The organism is aff. Roholtiella sp. LEGE 12411 (genome assembly GCF_015206995.1).
Taxonomy (GTDB): Bacteria; Cyanobacteriota; Cyanobacteriia; order Cyanobacteriales; family Nostocaceae; genus Komarekiella.
This window is the reverse complement of record NZ_JADEXR010000064.1, coordinates 1-22,365: the sequence shown is the minus strand read 5'-3', so window position 1 is coordinate 22,365 and position 22,365 is coordinate 1. Positions and strand designations below refer to the sequence as shown.

The 22,365-nt window shown below is 41.5% G+C and carries 25 protein-coding genes, 2 tRNA genes and 1 pseudogene; 12 read left to right on the top strand and 16 right to left on the bottom strand.

From position 1 onward, the window contains the following. Positions 1 to 25 precede the first annotated feature (25 nt). The 3 genes from IQ246_RS15685 to IQ246_RS15675 all read left to right on the top strand — a co-directional run bounded on the left by IQ246_RS15685 (position 26) and on the right by IQ246_RS15675 (position 1,134). On the top strand, positions 26 to 574 hold the full coding sequence (locus IQ246_RS15685; RefSeq protein ID WP_194004286.1) for a hypothetical protein: 549 nt from the start codon (positions 26 to 28) through the stop codon (positions 572 to 574). A gap of 70 nt (positions 575 to 644) precedes the next feature. Beyond that, positions 645 to 1,010 carry a DUF1818 family protein gene (locus tag IQ246_RS15680; protein ID WP_194004277.1) on the top strand — a complete coding sequence of 122 codons (366 nt, stop codon included), beginning with the start codon at positions 645 to 647 and terminating at the stop codon, positions 1,008 to 1,010. 50 nt (positions 1,011 to 1,060) lie between these two features. Further along, positions 1,061 to 1,134, top strand: a tRNA-Pro gene (locus IQ246_RS15675). A 236-nt stretch (positions 1,135 to 1,370) separates the two neighbouring features. Here IQ246_RS15675 and IQ246_RS15670 read toward each other — a convergent pair. The 8 genes and pseudogenes from IQ246_RS15670 to glmM form a co-directional block, all read right to left on the bottom strand. Beyond that, positions 1,371 to 1,955, bottom strand: a pseudogene (locus tag IQ246_RS15670) (Uma2 family endonuclease). Between the two features lie 117 nt (positions 1,956 to 2,072). Continuing rightward, entirely contained in the window at positions 2,073 to 2,711 is a 639-nt protein-coding gene (locus IQ246_RS15665; RefSeq protein WP_194004276.1) for a peroxiredoxin, read from the bottom strand. A gap of 185 nt (positions 2,712 to 2,896) precedes the next feature. Beyond that, positions 2,897 to 4,090: a hormogonium polysaccharide biosynthesis glycosyltransferase HpsP gene (hpsP, locus tag IQ246_RS15660; protein ID WP_194004275.1), complete on the bottom strand. Its 1,194-nt coding sequence runs from the start codon at positions 4,088 to 4,090 to the stop codon at positions 2,897 to 2,899. 82 nt (positions 4,091 to 4,172) lie between these two features. Then, entirely contained in the window at positions 4,173 to 5,348 is a 1,176-nt protein-coding gene (gene hpsO / locus IQ246_RS15655; RefSeq protein WP_194004274.1) for a hormogonium polysaccharide biosynthesis glycosyltransferase HpsO, read from the bottom strand. 50 nt (positions 5,349 to 5,398) lie between these two features. Beyond that, positions 5,399 to 6,379 carry a hormogonium polysaccharide biosynthesis glycosyltransferase HpsN gene (gene hpsN, locus IQ246_RS15650; protein WP_194004273.1) on the bottom strand — a complete coding sequence of 327 codons (981 nt, stop codon included), beginning with the start codon at positions 6,377 to 6,379 and terminating at the stop codon, positions 5,399 to 5,401. Positions 6,380 to 6,454: 75 nt separating this feature from the next. After that, a complete protein-coding gene (locus IQ246_RS15645; RefSeq protein ID WP_194004272.1) occupies positions 6,455 to 7,615 on the bottom strand; it encodes a glycosyltransferase family 4 protein in 1,161 nt (386 codons plus the stop codon). Positions 7,616 to 7,636: 21 nt separating this feature from the next. Next, a complete protein-coding gene (hpsL, locus tag IQ246_RS15640; protein ID WP_194004271.1) occupies positions 7,637 to 9,280 on the bottom strand; it encodes a hormogonium polysaccharide biosynthesis protein HpsL in 1,644 nt (547 codons plus the stop codon). A 90-nt stretch (positions 9,281 to 9,370) separates the two neighbouring features. Beyond that, complete coding sequence (glmM, locus tag IQ246_RS15635; RefSeq protein WP_194004270.1) at positions 9,371 to 10,840, bottom strand: phosphoglucosamine mutase; 1,470 nt, start codon at positions 10,838 to 10,840, stop codon at positions 9,371 to 9,373. Positions 10,841 to 11,434: 594 nt separating this feature from the next. On the opposite strand from glmM, the gene IQ246_RS15630 reads away from it, so the two are divergent. The 4 genes from IQ246_RS15630 to IQ246_RS15620 all read left to right on the top strand — a co-directional run bounded on the left by IQ246_RS15630 (position 11,435) and on the right by IQ246_RS15620 (position 14,236). Continuing rightward, positions 11,435 to 12,151, top strand: a complete 717-nt coding sequence (locus IQ246_RS15630) for a heme oxygenase (biliverdin-producing) (RefSeq protein ID WP_194004269.1) — start codon at positions 11,435 to 11,437, stop codon at positions 12,149 to 12,151. 251 nt (positions 12,152 to 12,402) lie between these two features. Next, on the top strand, positions 12,403 to 12,528 hold the full coding sequence (locus IQ246_RS30915) for a hypothetical protein (RefSeq protein ID WP_255515577.1): 126 nt from the start codon (positions 12,403 to 12,405) through the stop codon (positions 12,526 to 12,528). Positions 12,529 to 12,645: 117 nt separating this feature from the next. Next, complete coding sequence (gene cobW, locus IQ246_RS15625; RefSeq protein ID WP_194004268.1) at positions 12,646 to 13,707, top strand: cobalamin biosynthesis protein CobW; 1,062 nt, start codon at positions 12,646 to 12,648, stop codon at positions 13,705 to 13,707. 49 nt (positions 13,708 to 13,756) lie between these two features. Beyond that, positions 13,757 to 14,236 carry an ABA4-like family protein gene (locus IQ246_RS15620; protein WP_194004267.1) on the top strand — a complete coding sequence of 160 codons (480 nt, stop codon included), beginning with the start codon at positions 13,757 to 13,759 and terminating at the stop codon, positions 14,234 to 14,236. Here IQ246_RS15620 and IQ246_RS15615 read toward each other — a convergent pair. The 4 genes from IQ246_RS15615 to IQ246_RS15600 all read right to left on the bottom strand — a co-directional run bounded on the left by IQ246_RS15615 (position 14,226) and on the right by IQ246_RS15600 (position 15,836). Beyond that, positions 14,226 to 14,609, bottom strand: coding sequence for a hypothetical protein (locus tag IQ246_RS15615; RefSeq protein ID WP_194004288.1), 384 nt, complete (start codon positions 14,607 to 14,609; stop codon positions 14,226 to 14,228). The genes IQ246_RS15620 and IQ246_RS15615 overlap by 11 nt on opposite strands. Before the next feature lie 41 nt (positions 14,610 to 14,650). Further along, positions 14,651 to 14,860 carry an acetyltransferase gene (locus tag IQ246_RS15610; protein WP_194004266.1) on the bottom strand — a complete coding sequence of 70 codons (210 nt, stop codon included), beginning with the start codon at positions 14,858 to 14,860 and terminating at the stop codon, positions 14,651 to 14,653. A gap of 289 nt (positions 14,861 to 15,149) precedes the next feature. Further along, positions 15,150 to 15,458: a DUF3181 family protein gene (locus tag IQ246_RS15605; RefSeq protein ID WP_194004265.1), complete on the bottom strand. Its 309-nt coding sequence runs from the start codon at positions 15,456 to 15,458 to the stop codon at positions 15,150 to 15,152. Between the two features lie 120 nt (positions 15,459 to 15,578). Beyond that, a complete protein-coding gene (locus tag IQ246_RS15600) occupies positions 15,579 to 15,836 on the bottom strand; it encodes a 2TM domain-containing protein (protein WP_194004264.1) in 258 nt (85 codons plus the stop codon). 124 nt (positions 15,837 to 15,960) lie between these two features. Between IQ246_RS15600 and IQ246_RS15595 the strand changes: the two genes are divergently transcribed. The 3 genes from IQ246_RS15595 (at position 15,961) to IQ246_RS15585 (ending at position 17,576) form a co-directional block, all read left to right on the top strand. Then, entirely contained in the window at positions 15,961 to 16,653 is a 693-nt protein-coding gene (locus tag IQ246_RS15595) for a Uma2 family endonuclease (RefSeq protein WP_194004263.1), read from the top strand. Between the two features lie 16 nt (positions 16,654 to 16,669). Next, positions 16,670 to 16,831: a UPF0175 family protein gene (locus tag IQ246_RS15590; protein WP_194004262.1), complete on the top strand. Its 162-nt coding sequence runs from the start codon at positions 16,670 to 16,672 to the stop codon at positions 16,829 to 16,831. A gap of 547 nt (positions 16,832 to 17,378) precedes the next feature. Further along, the gene (locus IQ246_RS15585; RefSeq protein ID WP_194004261.1) at positions 17,379 to 17,576 is read left to right on the top strand and encodes a DUF2795 domain-containing protein; all 198 of its coding nucleotides are present in this window, start codon (positions 17,379 to 17,381) and stop codon (positions 17,574 to 17,576) included. Position 17,577: 1 nt separating this feature from the next. Here IQ246_RS15585 and moaC read toward each other — a convergent pair whose 3' ends face one another. Then, the gene (gene moaC, locus IQ246_RS15580; protein WP_194004260.1) at positions 17,578 to 18,087 is read right to left on the bottom strand and encodes a cyclic pyranopterin monophosphate synthase MoaC; all 510 of its coding nucleotides are present in this window, start codon (positions 18,085 to 18,087) and stop codon (positions 17,578 to 17,580) included. Positions 18,088 to 18,121: 34 nt separating this feature from the next. On the opposite strand from moaC, the gene IQ246_RS15575 reads away from it, so the two are divergent. After that, positions 18,122 to 18,195, top strand: a tRNA-Arg gene (locus IQ246_RS15575). A gap of 46 nt (positions 18,196 to 18,241) precedes the next feature. On the opposite strand, the gene IQ246_RS15570 is transcribed toward IQ246_RS15575, so the two are convergent. The 3 genes from IQ246_RS15570 to IQ246_RS15560 all read right to left on the bottom strand — a co-directional run bounded on the left by IQ246_RS15570 (position 18,242) and on the right by IQ246_RS15560 (position 21,352). Continuing rightward, positions 18,242 to 19,474, bottom strand: coding sequence for an MFS transporter (locus tag IQ246_RS15570; RefSeq protein WP_194004259.1), 1,233 nt, complete (start codon positions 19,472 to 19,474; stop codon positions 18,242 to 18,244). 146 nt (positions 19,475 to 19,620) lie between these two features. Next, positions 19,621 to 20,634 (bottom strand): glycosyltransferase family 2 protein, encoded by a 1,014-nt coding sequence (locus IQ246_RS15565; protein ID WP_194004258.1) that lies wholly within the window; start codon positions 20,632 to 20,634, stop codon positions 19,621 to 19,623. A 13-nt stretch (positions 20,635 to 20,647) separates the two neighbouring features. Continuing rightward, positions 20,648 to 21,352, bottom strand: a complete 705-nt coding sequence (locus tag IQ246_RS15560) for a C40 family peptidase (protein WP_194004285.1) — start codon at positions 21,350 to 21,352, stop codon at positions 20,648 to 20,650. A 9-nt stretch (positions 21,353 to 21,361) separates the two neighbouring features. Between IQ246_RS15560 and IQ246_RS15555 the strand changes: the two genes are divergently transcribed. Further along, on the top strand, positions 21,362 to 22,303 hold the full coding sequence (locus IQ246_RS15555; RefSeq protein ID WP_194004257.1) for a serine hydrolase: 942 nt from the start codon (positions 21,362 to 21,364) through the stop codon (positions 22,301 to 22,303). The last annotated feature ends 62 nt before the right edge of the window (positions 22,304 to 22,365 follow it).

The window sequence follows — 22,365 nt, the reverse complement described above, 5'->3', positions numbered from 1 at the left end:
GCTAACAGCACTACTGATTGCCTTAATGGTGGTGAGTGTAATCGTTTTAGGTTCAGGGGTGAGTAAATTATTATCAATAAATATATTTGGTATTCAACCGGCGATCGCTCAAAGAATCACTCCTAGCGATGTTTGGCAAAAAGTATATCAGCAGTTACCCGACTTTCCACGAGAAAATAAGTATATCAATAAAGAAACTGGAAAAGTTGCTGAAAACAATACTTTAGTAAGTCGCTTGATCAGATATCACATTTATACAAAAGAGCGTTCCGCAATTTATCGTTTGGATTGGAAGCTAACTTTGGCTGATTACCTGGGTGCAAATGAAATAATGTATGACAATTCGTATCCGGGGAATGATGTGTTGCAGCAAAATCCTATAGAAGGAGATCGTGCTGCGATCGCACGGCTCAACCGCTCCCAGCGAGATACACTAGTGCAAGTCTTAGTCAACATATTTAATCCCAATACCCAAAACACATCAGCCCCCAGCCCCAACACTACAACAGCGCCTAATCCCAGTACATCTACCCCACAGCAATCTCAACCAGGAGGTGCTCAACTGCTGAGATAAGAGTAAAGTTATGAATTATAAATTAATAACTCGTAACCTTTGACTCCCATATCCTCACTCCGCAATCCTAATGGAACATCTAATTAAAAGCGGCTCTGGTTGGCGTATTGGCTGGAAACCCGATGCACATGAATTTAAAGGATTATTAGGTACAGATGATTGGGCTATTGAGTTAACTGAAGCCGAACTGAGTGATTTTTGCCGACTATTGACACAGTTAGCAGACACCATGAAGCAACTCGCAACTGAATTGATGGATGAAGAGAAAATTGTTTGTGAAGCTGAGAGCGATTTATTATGGATGGAAGTAGAAGGCTATCCTCACGCCTACAATCTTCGCCTTATCCTGAATACAGGACGATGTGCAGAAGGCCAATGGAATGCTTCCGCTGTTCCTGGGTTATTGCAAGCTACCGGAATACTAAAGGTTTTTTAAATTTTCCTCTTGATTACCTTAGCGTTTTATTATATGATAGTGATTCTGACCGGGGCGTAGCGCAGCTTGGTAGCGCGCCACTTTGGGGTAGTGGAGGTCGTGGGTTCGAATCCCGCCGCTCCGATCAATGATAAGCCTTACCTGCTAGTCTTTCCAAAAGATTAGCAGGTTTTTTTTAGAGCGTGTTGCTCAAGTGCGATCAGAGATATCTGAATGTTTGAATCAAATTGCTGAGACAATTAAAGAAGCTGAATTAGCATCAGAATGGCACATTTCATCGGCAGCAGATAACTGGAGACCTGAGAGTGTCAATCTGGCTCTTGACTTCTGACTCCTGAATTCTTTTTTATAAAACTTTTCCTACCAAACTTTATTCATATTCAGAATAAACCCAGGTAATACCGACTCGCCGCTAACGGTAGCAGGATTATCTAAACATTCCTCTGGTTTTCCTGGACGATAGATGTACACTTGGTGTTGCTTGCGGTCAATCAACCAGCCTAACTGTACCCCTGGCTGCTTCATGTATTCTTCCATTTTCTCTTTCAAAGATTGGAGATTATCACTAGAGGATCTCAGTTCAACTACAAAATCTGGACAAATGGGAGCAAACCTTTCCTGTTGTTCTAAAGACAGAGTATTCCACCGTTCAAGTCTAATCCAAGAAGCGTCAGGCGATCTGTTTGCACCAGTTTATAACTTAAATCCCGTACTAGAGTCAAAACAAATGCCCGTCCTGTCTTGTTCTGTCCAAATATACAATTGACCAGCTATGTTGAAGTTTCGATTGCCTGTTTGGGAACCAGTGGGTGGTATTATTGAGATCTCTCCAAGTTTATTACGTTCAATGCGTAAGTCACGATTAACCTGGCAAAAATCAAAGAACTGTTCGTCTGTCATTTGCATTGAAGGCGGAATTTGCACAACCAAGGGGGATGAAAACATGGTTATTTCTTCCAGGTTTTGAGGCTTAACTGAACTTTATTCTCACGCAAATACGCAAAAAGACGCAAAGATATAACTTTGTATCTTTGCGTCTAATCCAAGAAATCATTTTTAGATTTACTTGTTAGGCTGAGGAGTCATCCGCAGATAGGGTTTAACTTCCTCGTAGCCTTTAGGAAACTTCTGCTTGAGTACTTCTGGATCTTTAAGTGAGGGGACAATTACCACATCATCGCCATCTTTCCAGTCAGCTGGTGTAGCCACGCTGTAATTATCCGTCAGTTGCAGAGAATCAATTACCCGCAATAGTTCATCAAAGTTGCGTCCAGTACTGGGAGGATATGTAAAAGTCAGACGCAGTTTTTTATTGGGGTCAATAACGAAAACCGATCGCACTGTCACAGATGCATTAGCATTGGGGTGGATCATGTCATAAAGATCAGAAACCTGGCGATCCGCATCTGCCAAAATTGGGTAGTTGAGAGTGGTGCTTTGAGTTTCTTCGATGTCTCCCACCCATCCTTTGTGGGATTCTACATCATCAACACTCAGTGCGATCGCCTTGACGTTACGCTTGTCAAATTCTGGTTTCAGCTTGGCAACTGTCCCTAATTCGGTCGTGCAAACAGGTGTAAAATCAGCAGGGTGGGAGAACAGCACAACCCAGCTGTTACCTGCCCATTCGTAAAAATCGATGTCGCCGTGTGTCGAGGCTTGCGTAAAGTTGGGTACTGTGTCACCTAGACGGAGAGCCATTTGAGATTCCCTGTAGTTAAAAAGGCATGTATATTCTACTTTGTCATCATGACACAAAACCCCGATTACCCAATCGGAGTTTAGCTGTTTGAAACAAAATTTTAGAAATTGGCAAATCTTATCATCACATTACTTTGACATATTCACCACAGCCAAATACTGCAACTTTAGGTAAATTTTGGAAATTATTTTTTGGCTACGATGATTTGATTATAGGCTTGGATTGTTTGACGAGCGATCGCATCCCAACTAAAATGCTGCAATGCATACTTTTGGGCATTTAATCCCCGTCGTTGGCGTTCTTCCGGATTTTGCAAAGCCTCTTGCAGTAACTCTACCAGTGCTTGTACATCTGTTGCACCCACCCAACCCGATTCACTATCACGCACCTGTTGACAAATATGCACTTGGTCAGAAATTACCACAGGTGTGCCTGCAACCATCGCTTCAGCTACAGCAATTCCAAAATTTTCATAGTACGAAGGTAAGACAAATAAATCAGCAGCTTGTAGTAAACTAACTTTTAATTCACCAGTAACAAAACCAGTGATTGTAGTGTGCGATCGCAGTGGTGAATTTTGAATCTGAGATATTATCTTTTGCTCATAATCTGGATCTTGCGGATTGGTTCCAGCTAAGACCAAGTGAAACTTATAACCAACTGCTAGTAGCTTTTCTAGCGCCGGAATTAGCAAATTTAACCCCTTTTTAGGGTCAATTCGCGACATAAACAATACTAAAGGTATCTCAACAGGAATACTCAACTGCTCACGCAGGATATTCCCCCCCTCTCCCCCTCTTTCCCTCTCCCCTTCTTCTTTAACACCTAAGGGAATCACCAAATCTGGCGTAGATACTCCAAATCGTTCTGATATTTTGGCTTCTTGATTACTGGTAAAATGAATAGCTGCTGCACCAGCTAAATTTTGACGTTCTATGATTGCGGCATAAAGCTGTTTTAATTGCTTTTTCTTGCGTAAATCCGCTGGATCGAGAGTACCCAAAGGACGCAAAATATAAGGTAACTTTTGCTGACGACATGCGATCGCAGCAGCACTACTTACCGGAGAGAATAAAGCATGAATATGCGCTAAGTCAAATTCATGACCATGAAGTTTTAGCCACTTTAGTAAGTCTAACGAAAATTTGTAGCGACGAAACGGCGCACAACGAAAGTAAATTATTTCATAGCCATCTTGTTTAATTGGGCGATTTAAGGGAACATCCAAAGGTTTTTGACCAATATCGCCATTACTATCAGTTGTGAGAATTGTAACTTCCACGCCCTCTTGTACTAACGCCGGAGCTAGTCCTAATACCATTTGACTAGGGCCACCGTAAATCAAAGAAATTGAGGGGACAATTTGTAGGATTCGCATTTTTTTTTCATTTTTTATTTAAGTAAGTCGGCGGAGGAAAACATAAATATATTGACTTTTGATAAAGTCAAATGACTAATGACTAATGAGTATTGAACAATTCTTGATAAAACTCTAATTGCTGCTTAGCTAAAGCTTTATTTGTGTATTTTACCATTGCTTTTTGATAACCCATTTCACCGATAGACTGGGCAAAATCTGGTTTGTCCATTAATTGAACTAAGCAATTAGCAAGGGCTTGAATATCACCTTCGGGAAATACTAAACCAGCATCACCAATTACATGCGGAATTTCACCAGAATTGGAACCAATTACAGGTACTTGGCAAGCCATTGCCTCAATTAATACATGACCAAATTGTTCTTTCCAACCAATAGCAGTTAATGTTTTAAACTTGTAAGTTGTTTCTGAAGGCAGAACTAAAGTACTCATTAAATTGATATAATTTGGAACTTCATCATGAGCAACACTTTCTAAAAAAATTACACGTTCTTTAAGATGATTTTCTCCCACTAACTTGATTAATTCAGCTTGCAGTTCTCCCCGTCCCAATAGCAGTAATTTCCAAGGCTTATCTTTTAAAGTAACTAATGCTTGCAAAAGCGTTAACAAACCCTTTTCTTGCACAAAACGTCCGACATAACCTACTACAAAATCTCCTGTTTGAATGCCAAATTTTAATGCTGATTCTGGTTGAATTTTTGGAGTAAAAATACTTTCATCTACACCAAGTTGTGGCATAACTTTAATTGGGCCTTCATATCCCCGTTGTCGTAAAACTTCTGCTCCATCCTGATTACCAGAAATAATCCCGTGGCTATTATTCAGATTATATTTTTCTAATAAAGCAACTGGTAATTTTAGTTTGTAAGGTAGATTCCACCAGGTAAAAAAGACATTTTTTGCTCTCAGCCCTAATAGTTTATTTAAAGCAATGATCTGACTATAAGCCAGTCCTCTTGACCCTTGTTCTACCTGAATTATTTGAGGGCGAAATTGTCGCAATAATGATATCAATTCAGCCCCAAATGTGAGTAATCCCTGATGATTTTGACTGAAATTGGTAACTGGAACTATTCTAAATGTGCCTTCATCACGGTATTCAGTTTCGATGATTTTCTTTTGCACACCACCAGGTTTCCAGCGCTTGGGAACGACAACTGTCACTTCAATTCCCGGTTTTAGTTGAGATAAAGCGCGTAATTTTTCACAGTTGAGGTCTACGATATAAGTATGACTAGCAACTAAGATTTTCATGGATATTTAGTAATTGTCCAAAGTCTCAAATATTCACTAATAACTAATAACTAAACTTGTTGATCCAATCGACTGTAAATTTGACCATCATTCCATATTGATTGAATGACAGTACCCAAAGCTTTGAAAAATCCCAAAGTGTAGAAAACGGCGCGAGTAGCAATTTTAATGGGGGAGCCGCTTTTGTGACAAGGTGGGCGTCCCAACACGTGACAGTCAAATAAACGGGCGTATAGACGTAAAGCTTGGCTAGCAGTGAGGTTCTTTAGTCCTAATAGGAAATGATTGTGGTAAAAGGTGAGTTGATATTTGAGCGATCGCATACTAATATCATGGCAACCCCCTGTTTCTTCGCCTAAATGCACCAAATGCGCCTCTGGATCGTACCAAATCTTATATCCCGTTTGGCGGACTCGCAAACAAAAATCTGATTCTTCTCGCACTGCGCTACCGCGAAACCTCTCATCAAACCTCAGTCCGTGCTTAGTAAAAATTTCGCGGCGAAAAGACATATTACAACCCCTGGCTGTCAATACCTGCTGGGGTTTAGTTGTATGTACCAAGTCAATATGATACCAAGCAATGCCTGGATCCATTGCCTGGGGAGGCAAATATTCAATCTGCATATCTCCGCCAGAATCACCCAATTTCATTCTGTCAAATACTCGCCCTGCGATCGCTCCCACTTGTGGATTTTCTACATAGTTTTTCGCATGGGCTGCTAAAAATCCAGGGGTTAACTGAACATCATCATCAATAAACAATACTATTTCACCAGATGAGCGCCGCACAGCGTAATTTCGCGCTCCTGGCAAACTCGCCCAATCTAAACGCAACCATTTAATTTTACCCTCTTCTGCCTGTTGCTCTAGGTAAGCTTGAATTTCTGGCTGGTGTTTTGGAGTTTGGTCTACCACCAAAACTTCAAAATTTGGATAGTCCTGCTTTAGAACATCTACAATGCTATCCCGTAACGGTTCTTCTCGACTATAAGTCGGGATAACCACTGAAATGAAAGGGCAATTATTCATACTTTTTCTACTAAGCTGATTTTGCTATTTTGACAATTACGATGATAACCAAGTAATAATTAGTTTTAGGAAACTTCAGTATATTCCCGCCGCTGCTGCATATAGATTGTCGAATAACTCATTTTGTTTTTCGCAGTTATGCACATTTAGAGCTTGAGCTAATGCTCCTGCACTTAAATATTCGTAATGTTCTTGTTTGTCTGTTCTCTCAATAAATTTGATTATTTGTTGTAATGCTTGCTCGGCTAAATAATCATAGGTGCTATTCACGATATCCCAATATTCATCAGTTTTGGTTTTGTCTCCGTGCAGCCAATTACTCCAGTGCCTAATTTCGTTAACTGGTAATTCTAAAATATATCCGTTTTCACCATGACGAACAAATTCTAGTAAAGCGCAGACATTAGTTGTAATTGCAGGAGTGGCGACTGAAAATCCTTCGATGATACTATAGCCATACGTATCATGTAATGTGGCCATTAATTGAAAATGACTCTGCGATAGTAATTCAATAACTTTTTCATTAGGAATATTTTTGTGAAAAACAACGTTTTTTAAATTAAGTAACTTGAAATCATCTATATATCTATTGCGATCAGGGAAATCTGTCGGTACTCCTGAACCATATTCCAATCCAGATATTATGTGTATGGTAATAGGTAAACCTAGTTTTTCGGCTTTTTTTGCTAGCCTTAAAGCTACAATTCCACCTTTTCTAGCAAAGTGGTTTCCTATAAAGATAAACTGGAGATTTTGCTGTTCTTGATAACGTTTATAAGAGTCAACTCTGACAGGAAAACTTGGATGGATAACATCTAATTTTTTATTTACTTGCTCTGCTATTTTCCAGCCTTCTATCCGCTTGACTAATCTTAATTTAGCGTAATCTGAGATAGCTATAATTTTTTGGCAGTTATTGAGTGCTAAGCGATTATTTAATAATTCATAAATTACAGCTTCTCGTTGATTTTGAGGATTTCTATATAGAACCCGATGATCTTCAAATGTGAGAAACCAAGGTTTATTTGTATATAAAATTTTATTAAAAGAATGAATAGCTTGGTATCTCCCCCATAAAGGTTGCCAGGGAATGAAGCTGGCTAAAGGATACCAAATTTTTTCTATTGGATACCTGCCTGCGGGAAAAGGCTTGGGGCGAATTAGCGTATGTCTAGAATGACGAGGTAGATTAGGTATACTGAGGTGTTTTTGACCTCCTATAATAACTTTTACCATTTTTATTTCACTTTGAGAAATTTATATTTGTCCGTGTTTTAACTTAGTTTTTTGCTGAGAATCAGCATCTTTCTTTTCTTGTTTGTCTAAGACTGGTAATTTAAAAAGGACTCCCGCAAAAAACCAATAATAGACAGCAACTGGATCGACATCCAGAGGGTAGTAATACGTGTTGTAGCTAATAAACAATATAAACACCCATAAAGCAGCTCCGTAACTGCGGAAATTACGGTTTTTTATGGAGCGATACGTTTTGAAGGCAATGATTGTTAAAGTTGTTACCAAAGCTATAAATGCTAGTAATCCCACAATTCCAACTTCATAAAGTACTTTGGGGTAGTAGGTTTCCACTAACTTAGTTGAACCCATTGCACGAGCGGAGTTAGTGGCTCGACCTAGGCCACTTCCCAAGGGGCCATCAACATTTTTCCAATTCTCCTCAAATTGCTGGATGATAAAATCTTGAGGTGGTGAAGCGTCCCAACGACTCGTAAAACTCTCAGTTCTCTCTTGCACAACAGCAGGGTTAGTCACCATCGCAATTCCCAGAATCAAAGCAAGTCCTATACCAATGGGGATAAATCGTTTGAGGTTGGCAATTTGGCCAGTAAGCAATAGCAAAATAGCGAAGCAGGTTGGTACTAAGGCTAAGGCAATTCTCTGTCCAGAAACTACAGAATTAATAAAGACTAATGCCAAAGAACCTAAACCGAGCATCCGCCATATTATCGATGGGTCGGTGAAGCCTGTAGCAAAGGTAAAAAAGGTACTGGCAATTAAGAACCACGCCCATTGCCAAGGGGCTACAAAGGTTCCTGGGAGGCGGATAACCCCTTCTTCGGGGCTGTATACTAGCGCTCCACCAAAATAACACCGAGCTTCGAGTGTGGCTTTAAATAAGGCATCCCCTTCGAGTCCTCTAGTGCCTTGACATATACCAGTTTGTAGTAATAAGTACTGAATAACTCCTAGTACACAGCAGATTAGGATGAGAACAATCTGTAAGCGCGATAAAAATAGAAAATCTCGCTTGTTGCGAACTAGATAGTAAGCACAACCAATTAGAGGTACGTAGCCTAAAAATACTTTCAGTCCCAAAATACCCATACCTAGGGGGATTTCGTTAGGTGCTTTTTCTAATAGTCCGACACTAGGCGGGTTGAACTGCTGTCCACCATTAACAAACACCAGCGTTAACAAACTGCAACCCAAAACAATATACAGCGGGATTTTAATCCCTGGGGGAATAAGTACAGGTAGCCCCTGTTTACGGCAAGTTTGCCAAATTCCAATCAGCGCTGGAATATAAAAGGCTTCTTTAGCTAATTGGAGTATAGGACTATTGCCCAAATAGTAGGTGATAGTACCCCCAATGGGTACATAAATGATGAAGGCATATAGCCCTTGGCGGGGGTATTTAAAGCAAAAAGACATGACAATTATTCCTAGTACACCAGGAATTGCCGCTTTAATTCCAGCTACGAAAAAAAGTACAATGCCAACAAAGACACCGCCAAAGGTGGCGGTGGTGAGCAAGGTAGTGAGTTCTTTACGTGTTTGGGCTGCTTTACGCTTTTGAGCTAACCTTTCTTTGAGGCTAAGAGCAGGAGTTTCTGGCTGTGGCTGCTTTTTTGAGCGCTTGAATTTCTGCTTGGTTTTTGCCATAGGTATTAGTTTTGAATGTTGAGTGGTGAGTAAACAGCTAAACATTTAGTAGTCTGTCACACAAACTATTTACTCATGACTCAGCACTCTTTATGCTATGTGTTGCTGAACTTGTGAAACTAATTCATTTGTCCAGTGGTTAGCAAGTTCCGTACTGGCAGCTTCCACCATAACCCTGATTACTGGTTCTGTACCAGAAGCGCGAACTAAAATTCTACCAGAATCACCCATTGCTGCTTCGGCAAGGGCGATCGCTTGTTGCAGAGGTTGGCAATCTTTCCATCCTAAACGGCGATCGCGATCAATGACTCGCACGTTCTGCAATAGTTGCGGATAGGTCTGAAAGCTTTGATCTACCAATTCTGCTAACGAAACACCCGCCTCTTTCACTAAAGCTGCTAAATGCAAGGCTGTTAACAAGCCATCTCCAGTAACGGCATAATGACGGCAAAGAATATGACCTGATTGTTCGCCACCTAGCATTCCCCCAGTCCGCACCATTTCTGCTTGCACGTATTGATCGCCTACAGCAGTACGAATCAAGTTTCCACCTTGTTGCTTCCAAGCCCTTTCAAAGCCTAAGTTGGCCATGACTGTGGATATAATCAGGCTATCTGGCAGTTGTTGCTGTTGTTGCAAGTGGCGTCCCCACAAATAGAGAATGTAATCGCCATTAACTTGTCGCCCAGTATTGTCTACAGCTAAAACGCGATCGGCATCGCCATCAAAGGCAAAGCCTAAGTTGGCATTGTGTTCTTGTACAACAGCTTGCAGAATCTCTAAGTGAGTGGAACCGCAGTTGACATTGATGCGATCGCCATCTGCTTCGTTATGCAAGCAGATCACTTCTGCCCCCATTTCTGTAAATACTGATGGTGCTAACCCAACTGCTGCTCCCCACGCCAAGTCTAAAACAATCTTCATACCTTGAAGATTTATGGCACTGTGCAAGGGTTTTTTCAATGCCTCACTATAATTCCCTACTAACTCAAAGCGTGAGTAATGCCGTCCCCAACCACCAAAACTAGCAATAGGTGATAAATTGCCACGCAGCCCCGCCTCAATTTCTGTCTGCAACACTTGGGGTAGCTTCGCACCATCTGCACCAAAAATCTTAATGCCGTTATCCTCTGGTGGATTATGGCTAGCAGAAATCATGACTCCGCCTATGGCATCACTGATGCTGGTGAGATAAGCAACGCAAGGAGTGGGACATAAGCCCAAATACCAAACCTCTATACCTGCTGCCGTTAACCCTGCACTCAAGGCCATTGCCAGCATATCGCTGGAATTTCTTGAGTCTTGTCCGAGAATGACTGGCCCTACTTGAGCAGCATGGGTACGCAAAACAATACCTGCCCAAAAACCAACTTGCAATGCTAAGGGAGCATTTAGCAAGTCTCCCACTCGTCCGCGAATGCCATCTGTGCCAAACAGAGCACTTGCTGGTAGTGGTAATAAATTCAATGCAAAACTGCCCTCAATCCCTTTGCCCAATCCGTTAGTTTCGGAAGCAGAACCCCCAGGAATGCCCGGAGTCCGAGTTATAGATGAAACCATAAGTTTAAACACTCCACACAGTCATACTGCAAAGTAGCACTTGACACTTTACTCTACTTATTCCATAACCTTGGCAGAATACCTTAATTATTTTTATTTCTATAAAGTTATTCTAATAAAACTATTTTTCCGCAAAAACACGTAAAAATATGTCTCTTTTATGTAAATTTTTTATGAATTTAAGTATTGACTTTTATGTTAAAAGTAAAATTTCCACATTCTAGCTAATTATTACTTTAATAATTCCCACTTTAGTCTGAGCTTTTATAAGTATTGGTTCACACTTTAACAATGCCACAGATCCCAAGTTAGCTATGGTAATTCTTAACTTTTGGACTAATCGCAAGTATTTCTCAGCGTAGTCAACAATGAAAGCAAAATTTAGCTAATTAAAATAAAAAGTCAAAACTCTCAGGTAGTGCTTATATTGCTTTATAGCCTTTCTTGTGTTAGCGAGTACAAAATATGCTTGCTTAAAAAATTTTAATATAAATTCTCATCAAAAAGTTCTAAGGTAACGTTTTAATGGCTTTTTTAGCCGTTCGTAAAATCAAAACTCTGACAATTAACTTTCTTAAAGTTGAGAAATTTAACATGAGCAGCAATTTAGCAACCAAATTACGTGTAGGTACTAAAAAAGCCCACACAATGGCAGAAAATGTAGGTTTTGTTAAGTGCTTTTTAAGAGGAGTAGTGGAGAAACACTCCTACCGAAAGCTAGTTGCTAACTTCTACTTCATCTACTCAGCGATGGAAGAGGAGATGGAAAAGCACCGTCAGCACCCGATTGTTTCTAAAATCAACTTTCCTCAGCTAGAGCGCAAGCATACCCTAGAAAAAGACCTAAGTTTTTACTTTGGTACTAACTGGCGGGAGCAAATCCAATTATCTTCCGCAGGTGAAGCTTATGTACAGCGCATCCGAGAAATATCTCAAACCGAACCGGAGTTGTTAATTGCACATTCCTACACACGTTACCTGGGCGATTTATCTGGGGGACAAATTCTCAAAGGCATTGCCCAAACAGCGATGAATCTGTCTGATGGACAAGGTACTGCCTTCTATGAATTTGAAGAAATTTCCGACGAGAAGGCATTCAAAGCCAAATATCGTCAAGCTTTGGATGAACTGCCAATTGATGATGCTACAAGCGATCGCATAGTTGATGAAGCTAACGCCGCTTTTGGCACGAACATGAAGATGTTCCAAGAATTAGAAGGCAATTTGATCAAAGCGATCGGTTTAATGCTGTACAACAGTCTCACACGGCGACGCGCACGCGGCAGCACTGAACTCGCTACTGCTGAGTAACTTTGGTGACAGTGCGGAGTGTGGTGTGCAGAGTCGTAGTTAAAATTAGAAAAAGCTTCCAGACAGCCTTGTGAATATAGTTTCTAGGTGTCTTTGAAGAAAGAATGAGCGTTAAAAATGCTCAAAATATTTAGGGGCAATACCCCTCTGGCTGTTTTGCATTGATGCAAGCAAGCATGGGGAGATTGCCCCTCAGTTATTTTTAATCAATGAGCAAACTCTTAACTCACTATAGGATTCCTATTTGATTTTTGAAAGAACTGCGTACACCTCTAACTCCCTTTTTTACCATTCCCTATCCCCTATTCCCCATTCCCTGTCTCTACAAGTCAGTTCACGAATCAAATCGGATTACTATAGCAGCGCCAATATTTTGAGGCTTCTTATAGAATTTCAGCTTAAAATAACTAAGTCAAACTTCAAACTAAGATTATCTTCAGTATTTAAGTTTGTAACCCATAAAACTTACCATACTGAAAAAATCAGGCAAAAACATGGCTGCAAAAATTCCGGTTACAGTGATTACAGGCTTCTTAGGTAGTGGTAAAACCAGCCTAATTCGCCACCTACTACAAAACAATCAAGGACGTCGCATTGCCGTTATAGTAAATGAATTTGGCGAACTCGGTATTGATGGCGAATTGTTAAAATCTTGTCAAATTTGCCCCGATGATGCTGATGGTGGCAGTAATATTTTTGAATTAACAAACGGTTGCTTATGTTGCACTGTGCAGGAAGAATTTTTTCCCACAATGCAAGAGTTAATCAAGCGGCGAGATAGCATTGATTGCATTTTGATTGAAACCTCTGGTTTAGCCCTACCAAAACCTTTAGTGAAGGCTTTTCGCTGGCAGGAAATTCGCAACGCTGCTACTGTAGACGCGGTGATTACTGTGGTAGATTGTGCAGCGGTTGCAGCGGGGACATTTGCCAGCGACCCAGAGGCAGTAGCAGCCCAACGGCAAGCAGATGATAGTCTAGAACACGAAACACCTTTGCAAGAACTGTTTGAAGACCAACTTGCTTGTGCAGATTTGGTGGTATTAAATAAAACTGATTTAGTAGATGCCGAGACACTACTTAGAGTTGAAGAGTTGATTAAACAAGAGTTACCCAGAGTTGTAAAGATAGTTGAGAGCGATGCCTACGGCGGGCTAAGCCTACGCTCTCAACTAGACCCATCTATATTATTAGGATTCCAAGCCGCAGTCGAAGACAACTTAGATAGCCGTCCTAGTCATCACGACACTGAAGAAGAGCATACCCACGACGAAGAAATTACCTCAACTCACCTTATTTTAGACCGTGCCTTTGACCCAGAAAAGCTGCAAAAGCAGTTACAACAACTGGCACACCAACAAGAAATTTACCGAATTAAAGGCTTTGTGGCAGTTCCTAACAAATCCATGCGTTTAGTGATGCAAGGCGTAGGAACGCGATTTGATAAATTTTATGATCGCCCCTGGCTACCAGAAGAAGCAAGACAAACTCGCTTAGTTTTCATCGGTCGTGATTTGAAATCTTCAGAAATAGAATCACAATTAGTAGCTTTGTGAGTGCTAAGTAAGTAATCTATTATTCCCCTCATCCCTTGTCCTCATTTTTATGATCTCTCAAGTTTTTAATGTTGCCAATCTTTTTGTTTTGCCTTTTTGGGTCTTGATGATTTTTTTGCCCAATTGGAAAGTTACACGACGAATAATGGAATCATATTTGCCTTTTGTGCTGTTAGCTGCGGCATATTTATATTTGTTTATTAACAGTGTTACCCCAGAAAACGCCCAAGATTTCGCAAATATTCAGTTAGCTGATGTTGCCAGACTTTTTGCCGATGAAAAAGTTGCCGCAGCTGGTTGGATTCATTTTTTGGTGTTGGATTTGTTTGTTGGTCGTTGGATATATTGGGAAGGGCAAAAAACAGGTGTTTGGACAGTTCATTCCCTAGCATTGTGTTTGTTTGCTGGCCCTTTGGGATTACTGTCTCACATCTTGACTAACTGGATTTCTCAGACATTTTTCCCCAAATTGCAGTCAAATAAAGAGGCGACTACAGATCAAAAAGCTGCGTCGCCAACTAGCACATAATTAGAGAAAAAATCTGACTCAAATATTTTGGTAATAGGTAATTGGATTTATTGAAAGCTACGGAAAACTCCATCCCCTCGTGGGTAGAAAGGGATAGTCGCCCCGCCGCTTTGGGCGAATGGCACTTGTACTGAGCAACTCGTGCCGACGAGCATCTCGACTTACTTCGACGGGATCTCAGTACAAATCCCTCGATGGAGCACGAGCCGAGGTAAGCCGTTGGCGCAGCCTCTCGTAGACAAGTATAGGGCATTGGTAGCTTCTTTCCCATGCCCCATCCCCCATGCCACATTCCCAATGCCCCATGCCCAATGCCCAATGCCCAATGCCCAATGCCCAATGCCCAATGCCCCAGGGGGATGGAGTTTTTCATCCAATAATCCCATACATTACCCGATTTCAGAATCACCAAGTTTAGTCTTTTCTATAGTCTGCATCTAACCAACAGCGTGGTAAATCTTCACCAGAAGGAAAAACGAGATTTTCTTTTTTATAAGATTCAGGTGGCTGTTCTTCTTCTCCTTGTTGTTCTCGTCCGTGAACAACATCATTATTAGGGTCGATTAATTCCTGAATTTCCTCAATTTCTAACAATTCGCCAGACTCTTTGATTTGTAAAAGCATGTAACTACCCTCAATATGTTTGCATGAAAGTTGGTTATGAGTCTCAAGATATTGCTCACATTTGACCTAGTTTGGAACATTAAAATTCCTTAATAGCTAAGGAAAATTGTTACCAAATATGTATGCAGAGATGACATACGATTCATCTTTGCGCATCTGTGCTTTGATTTTTATAAATTTGACTGATTACAAAAAATTTATGTAGTTAAACAGATTTATAAGCCAAAACCATGTAAGGAAATGTTTACTTAGTAAATTGTTTAACTAAGATATGCTTTCAATTTAGTAATTATATTTCGCGTTGATATTTCTCCAAAATATCTACTAGCATGACCTGACATTGCAGCGGTAGGAAATCGATTAAAGGAAGTTCACTTCTCCCACCACCAATTTTTACTGGAATAGATTCCAAGACTTTTACGACTCGGTTTTCATTTACAGTATTGGAAGTAATTAAGGGAAATAGCTGTTCGGCAACTAGAGTATGCAGTTTGGCATCAGATAAATAAAGATGCCATTTGGCTATATCTATATAGACATTTTCGCCAATTTCAGCTGCTAGGGCTTCCAATATTTCTGTGGTGTTAGTCTTAGCCATAAAAATAACCCTAAATCAAGAAAGAGTGTCAACTCTCAGGCTTTTTTACATTATCGCTCAATAAACCAGGCTGATTCTACTGCCACAGGTTACAATCGCCCTAGCATTAGTAGTCCGTCTTCAGGTGGATTTGGATGGTGTTTCAGTATAGTTGGCGATCGCAGTAATATAAATTAGATGCGCCAACACTACTACTATCCAACTTGCCGTCAACCACGGCAGCCACTCCCAGGTAGTTGCTTTCAAGTTGTGGACAAACCATAATCCGGAATTAATAATAGCTGCGATCGCTACATGGGTAGCAAAATTCATCCGGTCATCTAATTTGCGGAACTCTGGGTCTTTGCGATCGGGTTTGCGAGGCCAACGGGGAGGCATAAATATTTGTTACAAATTTGAATACAGTTTAACTATTCTAAGGTTTTTGGGGGTGCGGTTGCTATTAAACCTCTACAACCAGTCATAATCGAATTGAAAATCAAGAGCAGCTGGGTTAAATCCTATGACTATCTTTGAGCAAATAGACCCTGACCTCCTTTATCCCGACAGTGACGGTAAACCAATGGCAGACAATACGGAGCAGTATCGTTGGATTGTCCTGATTAAGGAGAATTTGGAGATTCTGTTTGCTAACAATGAAAATGTTCTGATTGCAGGAGATTTGCTTTGGTATCCCGTCCGTTCCCAGCTGATTGCACCGACTGCACCTGACGTGATGGTTGCTTTTGGCAGACCAAAGGGCAAACGGCGTTCTTATCGTCAATGGCAAGAAGATAATATCCCACCGCAAGTAGTTTTTGAAATTCTCTCACCTAGTAATAATGCCAAAGAAATGGATCGCAAGCTGGAATTTTACGATACCTACGGTATTGAAGAATACTACTTATACGACCCTGAAAGTTTTCAACTAGATGGCTGGTTGCGGCAAAACAACCATTTGAGTAAGTTATGGCAAATGGACAGTTGGGTCAGCCCCCGCTTAGGAATTAGATTTGAAACTGACCAGGGGGAATTAGTAATTTACCGTCTAGATGGACAGAAATTTTTGAACTCGCTGGAACTTAATCAGCGGGCGGAACAGGCTGAGTTATTGATAGACCAAGAACGCCAACGTGCAGATCAAGAACGCCAACGTGCAGAACAGTTAGCAGCATACTTACGTGGTATTGGTATTGACCCCGACAATCTCCCATAAGGAAATTTGACCATTAATGTCGTCAGTCACGATTAACCTGCCAGAATCCGTATTTAGCGCCCGTCGCCTGACTTCAGAAGAATTTGTGCGCGATATGCGCCAAGCTGCTGCTATCTACTGGTATCAGAAGCAGGAAATCTCAATAATTATTGTTCCTAATGCTGTGGCCACAACATAAATTCAGGCGTATGGGTCAGCAGATGTAACAGCAGTGGCGCTCAATAATACTGATTGGTTGGTTATACAAGAAACACCACCTGACTTTTCACAGGATGTGGAAATTCAGCAAAGTATATCTGTCATTTTATGGAAAACTGTCTAAGAGGATGTTTGAAAAGTATTAGGCGAATAGAATTCGCTACTACACAAACGAACGCGAACAGCGTCTTGCAGAGAAGTCCACCTCCGTGGATTAATGAAAATCAAGGGTTTTTAACCCAGGTCGGTGGGTTTTGATTGTGTAGCCGCGACTTCCAGTCGCCCGGTGAGTAATAAATTAGAATTTTCAAACAACCTCTAATAAATTAATGCCTTTTCTTCTTCAAAACTATTAATTATCTCAGTTAATTTTGCGAATATAAAAATTATCAAAAGCTAACCATTTGTTCATCAATCGAGTGGATGACCTTTTAATATTTATGAGTTAAAAATGATTCATCTTTTTGATAGAGGGAGCAAATACATCTGCTAGTGAAGATGGAAATAACCTTTACAGGTAGATGAACATGGCTAAAGCCAACCCAGTTGCAATACAAAAACACTTAAAAGGTGTTGACTATCCAGCTAATAAGCAAGCATTGATTAAACATGCTAAAAAGCAAGGAGCTGATCAGGCAATCCTCTCTTTATTAGAGCAATTGCCAGAAGAAGATGAGTACGAAAGCCCAACTGATCTCAACAAAGCTATAGGTGAAATCCAGTAAGTTATTGTTCTGGCGGGGAATAATCCCCTGATTTCCCGCCACTCTTACTTACCAAATGAATTGATTCAATTTGAATCGACTTTTCTAAAGCTTTTGCCATGTCGTATAAAGTCAGAGCTGCAATAGAAACTGCGGTTAAAGCTTCCATCTCCACACCAGTTTCAGCCTTAGTTTTGACTGTGGCGTAGATTTGATAACCAGGTAGTTGCGGATCGGGTTTCACCTCGACTGCAACTTTTTGCAAAGGCAATGGATGACATAGAGGAATCAAAGTAGCTGTCTGTTTAGCAGCCATAATCCCGGCTATCCTTGCAGTTCCTAACACGTCTCCTTTGGGGGTGTTTCCGGCTTGGATAGCGGCGAAGGTTGCTGCTAGCATTCGCACTTTGGCCACTGCTACTGCTTGGCGGATAGTGGGTGCTTTGGCAGACACATCAACCATCTGTGCTTGTCCCTGGCGATCCAGATGGCTTAAGCCAGCAGAATTCAATAGAAAATTTTCTTGCGTCATTTGGTTAAGACATGTTAGTATGATCTCTTGGTAAGGGCGTGTAGCTCAGTGGACTAGAGCACGTGGCTACGGACCACGGTGTCGGGGGTTCGAATCCCTCCTCGCCCGTTTATTATAAAGATTGTAGAGATGCGTTTAAGCGCGTTTCTACAGTCTAAATTTTTTTCAAGGCGTAAGCGTCTGGAACACGACCTAGAGCAAAGCGCAGAGAATTTGGTAAGTCTTTACTAGACTGGGTAAGGAAGATTAGAAGTGCCAGAAAAGTTAAAATAGCACAGTAACCAAACATATTGCCATAGCCGACTTGTTCGGCGATAGAACCTAGAAGAGGTGCTGCGATCGCAATACCAAGGTCAAACCCAGCTATACATATAGCAAAAATTCGTCCCCTTTCCTGTGGCAGTGAGCGGTCTGCCATCATCGTGGTAATCATCGAGAACATCGTTCCACCACCACAGCCCTCAATGATCGCAGCTAATAAGAAAGTGATCGCACTGTTGGCTTGCCACAGCAATAATGATGACAATCCATAACACAATATACCAAAAGTAATAAATAAACCACGTCCTAAGCGATCGCTTGCCCGACCGGCAAACAGCCTGAGAATAAAACTAGAAATCGCCGCAGCCGTGAAAAATAACCCAGCATTCAAATCTACCCCAGTTGATTTAATGAACAACGACACAAAGGTATGCACAGCACCAATCACTAAACCAACCAGCAACATCACCACAGCCGGAACTCTCACCCGTGGACTACCCAAAATTTGCCAAAAGTTGCTGTTATTGCTCTCAATTTGACCCTGTTGCGGCACTGGTGGATTGGGAATTTGTAAAGTACCCAAAAACGCCGCAAAACCTAATTCAGCAGATATTAGAAATAAAGCTGCGTATCCAGATGTAGCTTCTAAATACCCTCCCAAGGCAGGCCCAATTGCTAAACCAATGGGAGATGTCAGACTCATATAACTAATAATTTCCCCACGATTTTCGGCGGGAGCTAAATCAGCCACCAACGCACTGTATCCAGTGGTAAAAGCGGCGAGACTAATGCCATGAAAAATCCGCACCAGTATTAACAACGGAATCGATGTGAATGCCAAATAACCAAGGGGTGCGATCGCGACTACTATAGTACCAATCAACAAAACAATTTTCCGACTGCGTTTATCCGCCAACCGTCCCAGCATTGGGCGAAATAGCAATAAACCAATGGCAAAACTGCCCATCACAATCCCAATTTGCTGGTTACTTGCGCCCACCTCTTGAATATATAGCGGTAGAGTTGGTAACAGCGAAGCCAAGCTAGACCAGAATAATAAACCTGCTGTAAATAAAATCAGCAGGTTGTACCGCAACCGGGTGTCAAAAGTATTAAAAGCTTTCAAGGTAGAGACAATTTAATAAGTTTTTTGTCAAAGGTCAAAGGTCAAGGGTCAAGGGTCAAGAGTCAAGAGTCAAGAGTCAAGAGTCAAGAGTCATCTGTCCTTTCTTGATGCCCCATCCCCAATGCCCAATCATTCCTATTGTTACGTTAGTTAACATTTTTTGCTACCACCTCCCGCACACGATATATGGGGCGTCCTTGGGATTCATGATAGGTACGCATGAGCAATTCTGCCAAAAGACCGAAGCAAAACAACTGCACTCCAGTTACTAGTAGGAGAACTGCCAAAATCAGCAAAGGGCGATTTCCAATCATTTGGCCTAAAGCCAATTTGACAAAAGTCAAGTAAATTCCGATCGCTCCCCCCGAAACCATCGAAATCAAGCCTAACAACCCAAAAACGTGCATCGGGCGTGTGAGGAACTTTTTCATAAACAAAATGGTTAATAAGTCCATTAACACCCGGAACGTCCGCGACAGTCCATATTTGCTGCGACCAAAGCGACGGGCGTGGTGACGGACAGGCATTTCTGTAATTCTTGCCCCTTCAATGTATGCCAAAGCAGGTAAAAATCGGTGTAATTCACCGTAGAGGTGCATATCTGCCACTAGTTCTGCACGATAGGCTTTGAGTGAACAGCCATAGTCATGAATATTGACGCTAGTGGTACGCCGGATTAGCCAGTTGGCAATTTTGGAAGGAAGTAACCGATTCACAGCTCCATCTTGTCGTTTTTGTCGCCAACCACTCACCAAATCGTAACCTTCGTCTAGCTTTGCCAATAGCATGGGGATATCAGCAGGGTCATTTTGGAGGTCAGCATCTAGAGTGACGATCGCTTTACCTAGTGCATAATTAAACCCAGCTGACATAGCCGCAGTTTGACCGTAGTTACGACGCAAAATCACTGCTTTTAAATCATTGCGTGTTTGCGCTGCTTTTTTAAGAAATTCCCCAGAACCATCTGTAGAACCATCGTCCACACAAATGATTTCATAACTTAACTGACTAGCAGATAAGGTAGATGCGATCGCCTCTAGCAAAAGCGGTAAACTTTCCACTTCGTCACGAATTGGCACTACTACTGACACATCTGGAACAATTGCTGGAATCGCCCCATTCTCCTGATTAATCTCACTAGAAATCAACCCACTCCTCATATTTTCAGCGTCCTCAGCGTCTCTGTGGTTCGTAACTCTTAATAACTCTGCCAGCACCTCGCAGCTGACGATAGTATGACTGACTGATCGGATCTCCGTGTTCCGAGAGAATATCAATCCCAATTCCATTTCTTCCCTGATCTTGGCCAGAACTATGAATATAATATCCATCCGCCAAATAAAGCCCTACATGAGTTGCTTTTTGACTAGTTCCAAAAAATACCAGATCTCCTGCTGCTAATTCTGCAATAGGAATTGGTTGGGTAAAACCTTCTTGCTGATAGGCGTCTCTAGGTAACCAAATACCTACCGAAGTAAACGCCGCCTGCATTAATCCCGAACAGTCGTAATTTGGCCCGACCGTACCACCCCAAAGGTAGTAATTTGATTGTTGGCTTGCTTTTTGAGTAAAGTCGATGACTCTTAATAGCAGTTTTTTAATCTCAGATTCCGAAAATGTTGCAGCCCGATAAAGTACAGTAGCAGATTGTAATAAACCCAAATCGCAAAGAGATACCCATCCTGGATAGTCATCCTCACTTAAATACACCTCAACTGCTGAATCCTGTTGATTCGATGTTACCTGCAAATGTCGCCCAGATGCGGCTTGAGTTGCTAAGCGCGTACATTCAGGAGAATCATATAAGTTCAGGTCAGCTAGACACTGGTACTCTCCCGACTTGGGATTTTGGATTTTGGATTTTAGATTCAAGGACATCATTCGAGAATGATTTTTTTTAGTAAAGACGAACAACTTGAAAATCTCGGTAATGGCATTTTAGAGGCAACTTGGAAAGCTTTTCCGACGTTAGCCCGTAATCAAATTGCTCTGACTTGGATTGTTTACGATCCACCAGTACCAGTTAATACAGGTGGTGCTCTGACTCCTAACGCTTTTTGGAACCACCCAGTCCGTGGTTTCAATTATCGTGGTGTTGAGCGGATTTACCCTGCAAGTCTAGTCAAGCTATTTTACCTAGTGGCGGTAAACGAATGGCTAGACAAAGGCATGATCCAACAGACTTCTAAGGAGTTGGAACGAGCCATGCAAGATATGATTGTAGACTCTAGCAATGATGCTACCAGCTTGGTTATAGATATTTTGAGTGGTACCACTTCGGGGCCAGAGTTACCAAACGGGCCATTTGAAACCTGGAAATATCAACGTAATATTGTTAACCGCTATTACCAGTCTTTGGGATGGGAAGAAATACAGACAATTAACGTCTGTCAAAAAACGTGGTGTGATGGCCCTTATGGAAGGGAGAGAGCGTTTTATGGGGAGATGCTGGAAAACCGCAATATGCTGACAACAAATGCGATCGCCAGATTGTTACATAGTATTATCGGTGGAGTGACCGTATCTAGTGAGCGATCGCAAGCAATGATGGCTTTGCTCAAACGTAGTCTCAACCCTGATGATTTGCCAACCGACGTAGAGGAAGATCAAGTAACAGGTTTCTTGGGCGGTGGTCTTCCCCAAAATGCCCAAATTTGGTCAAAAGCAGGTTGGACAAGTCAAGTTCGCCATGACGCTGCGTATATTGAGCTACTAGATCACCGTCCCTATCTCTTAGTAGTATTTACTGAAGGTAAAGCACACGCTAAAAGCCGTGCTATTTTGCCCTTAGTTTCTCAGCTAGTTGCCGAAGCAATTGCTACGCTGTGAAAAGCGCTTATCCGAACTGTATTGGGCATGGGGCATGGGGCATGGGGCATTGGGCATTGGGC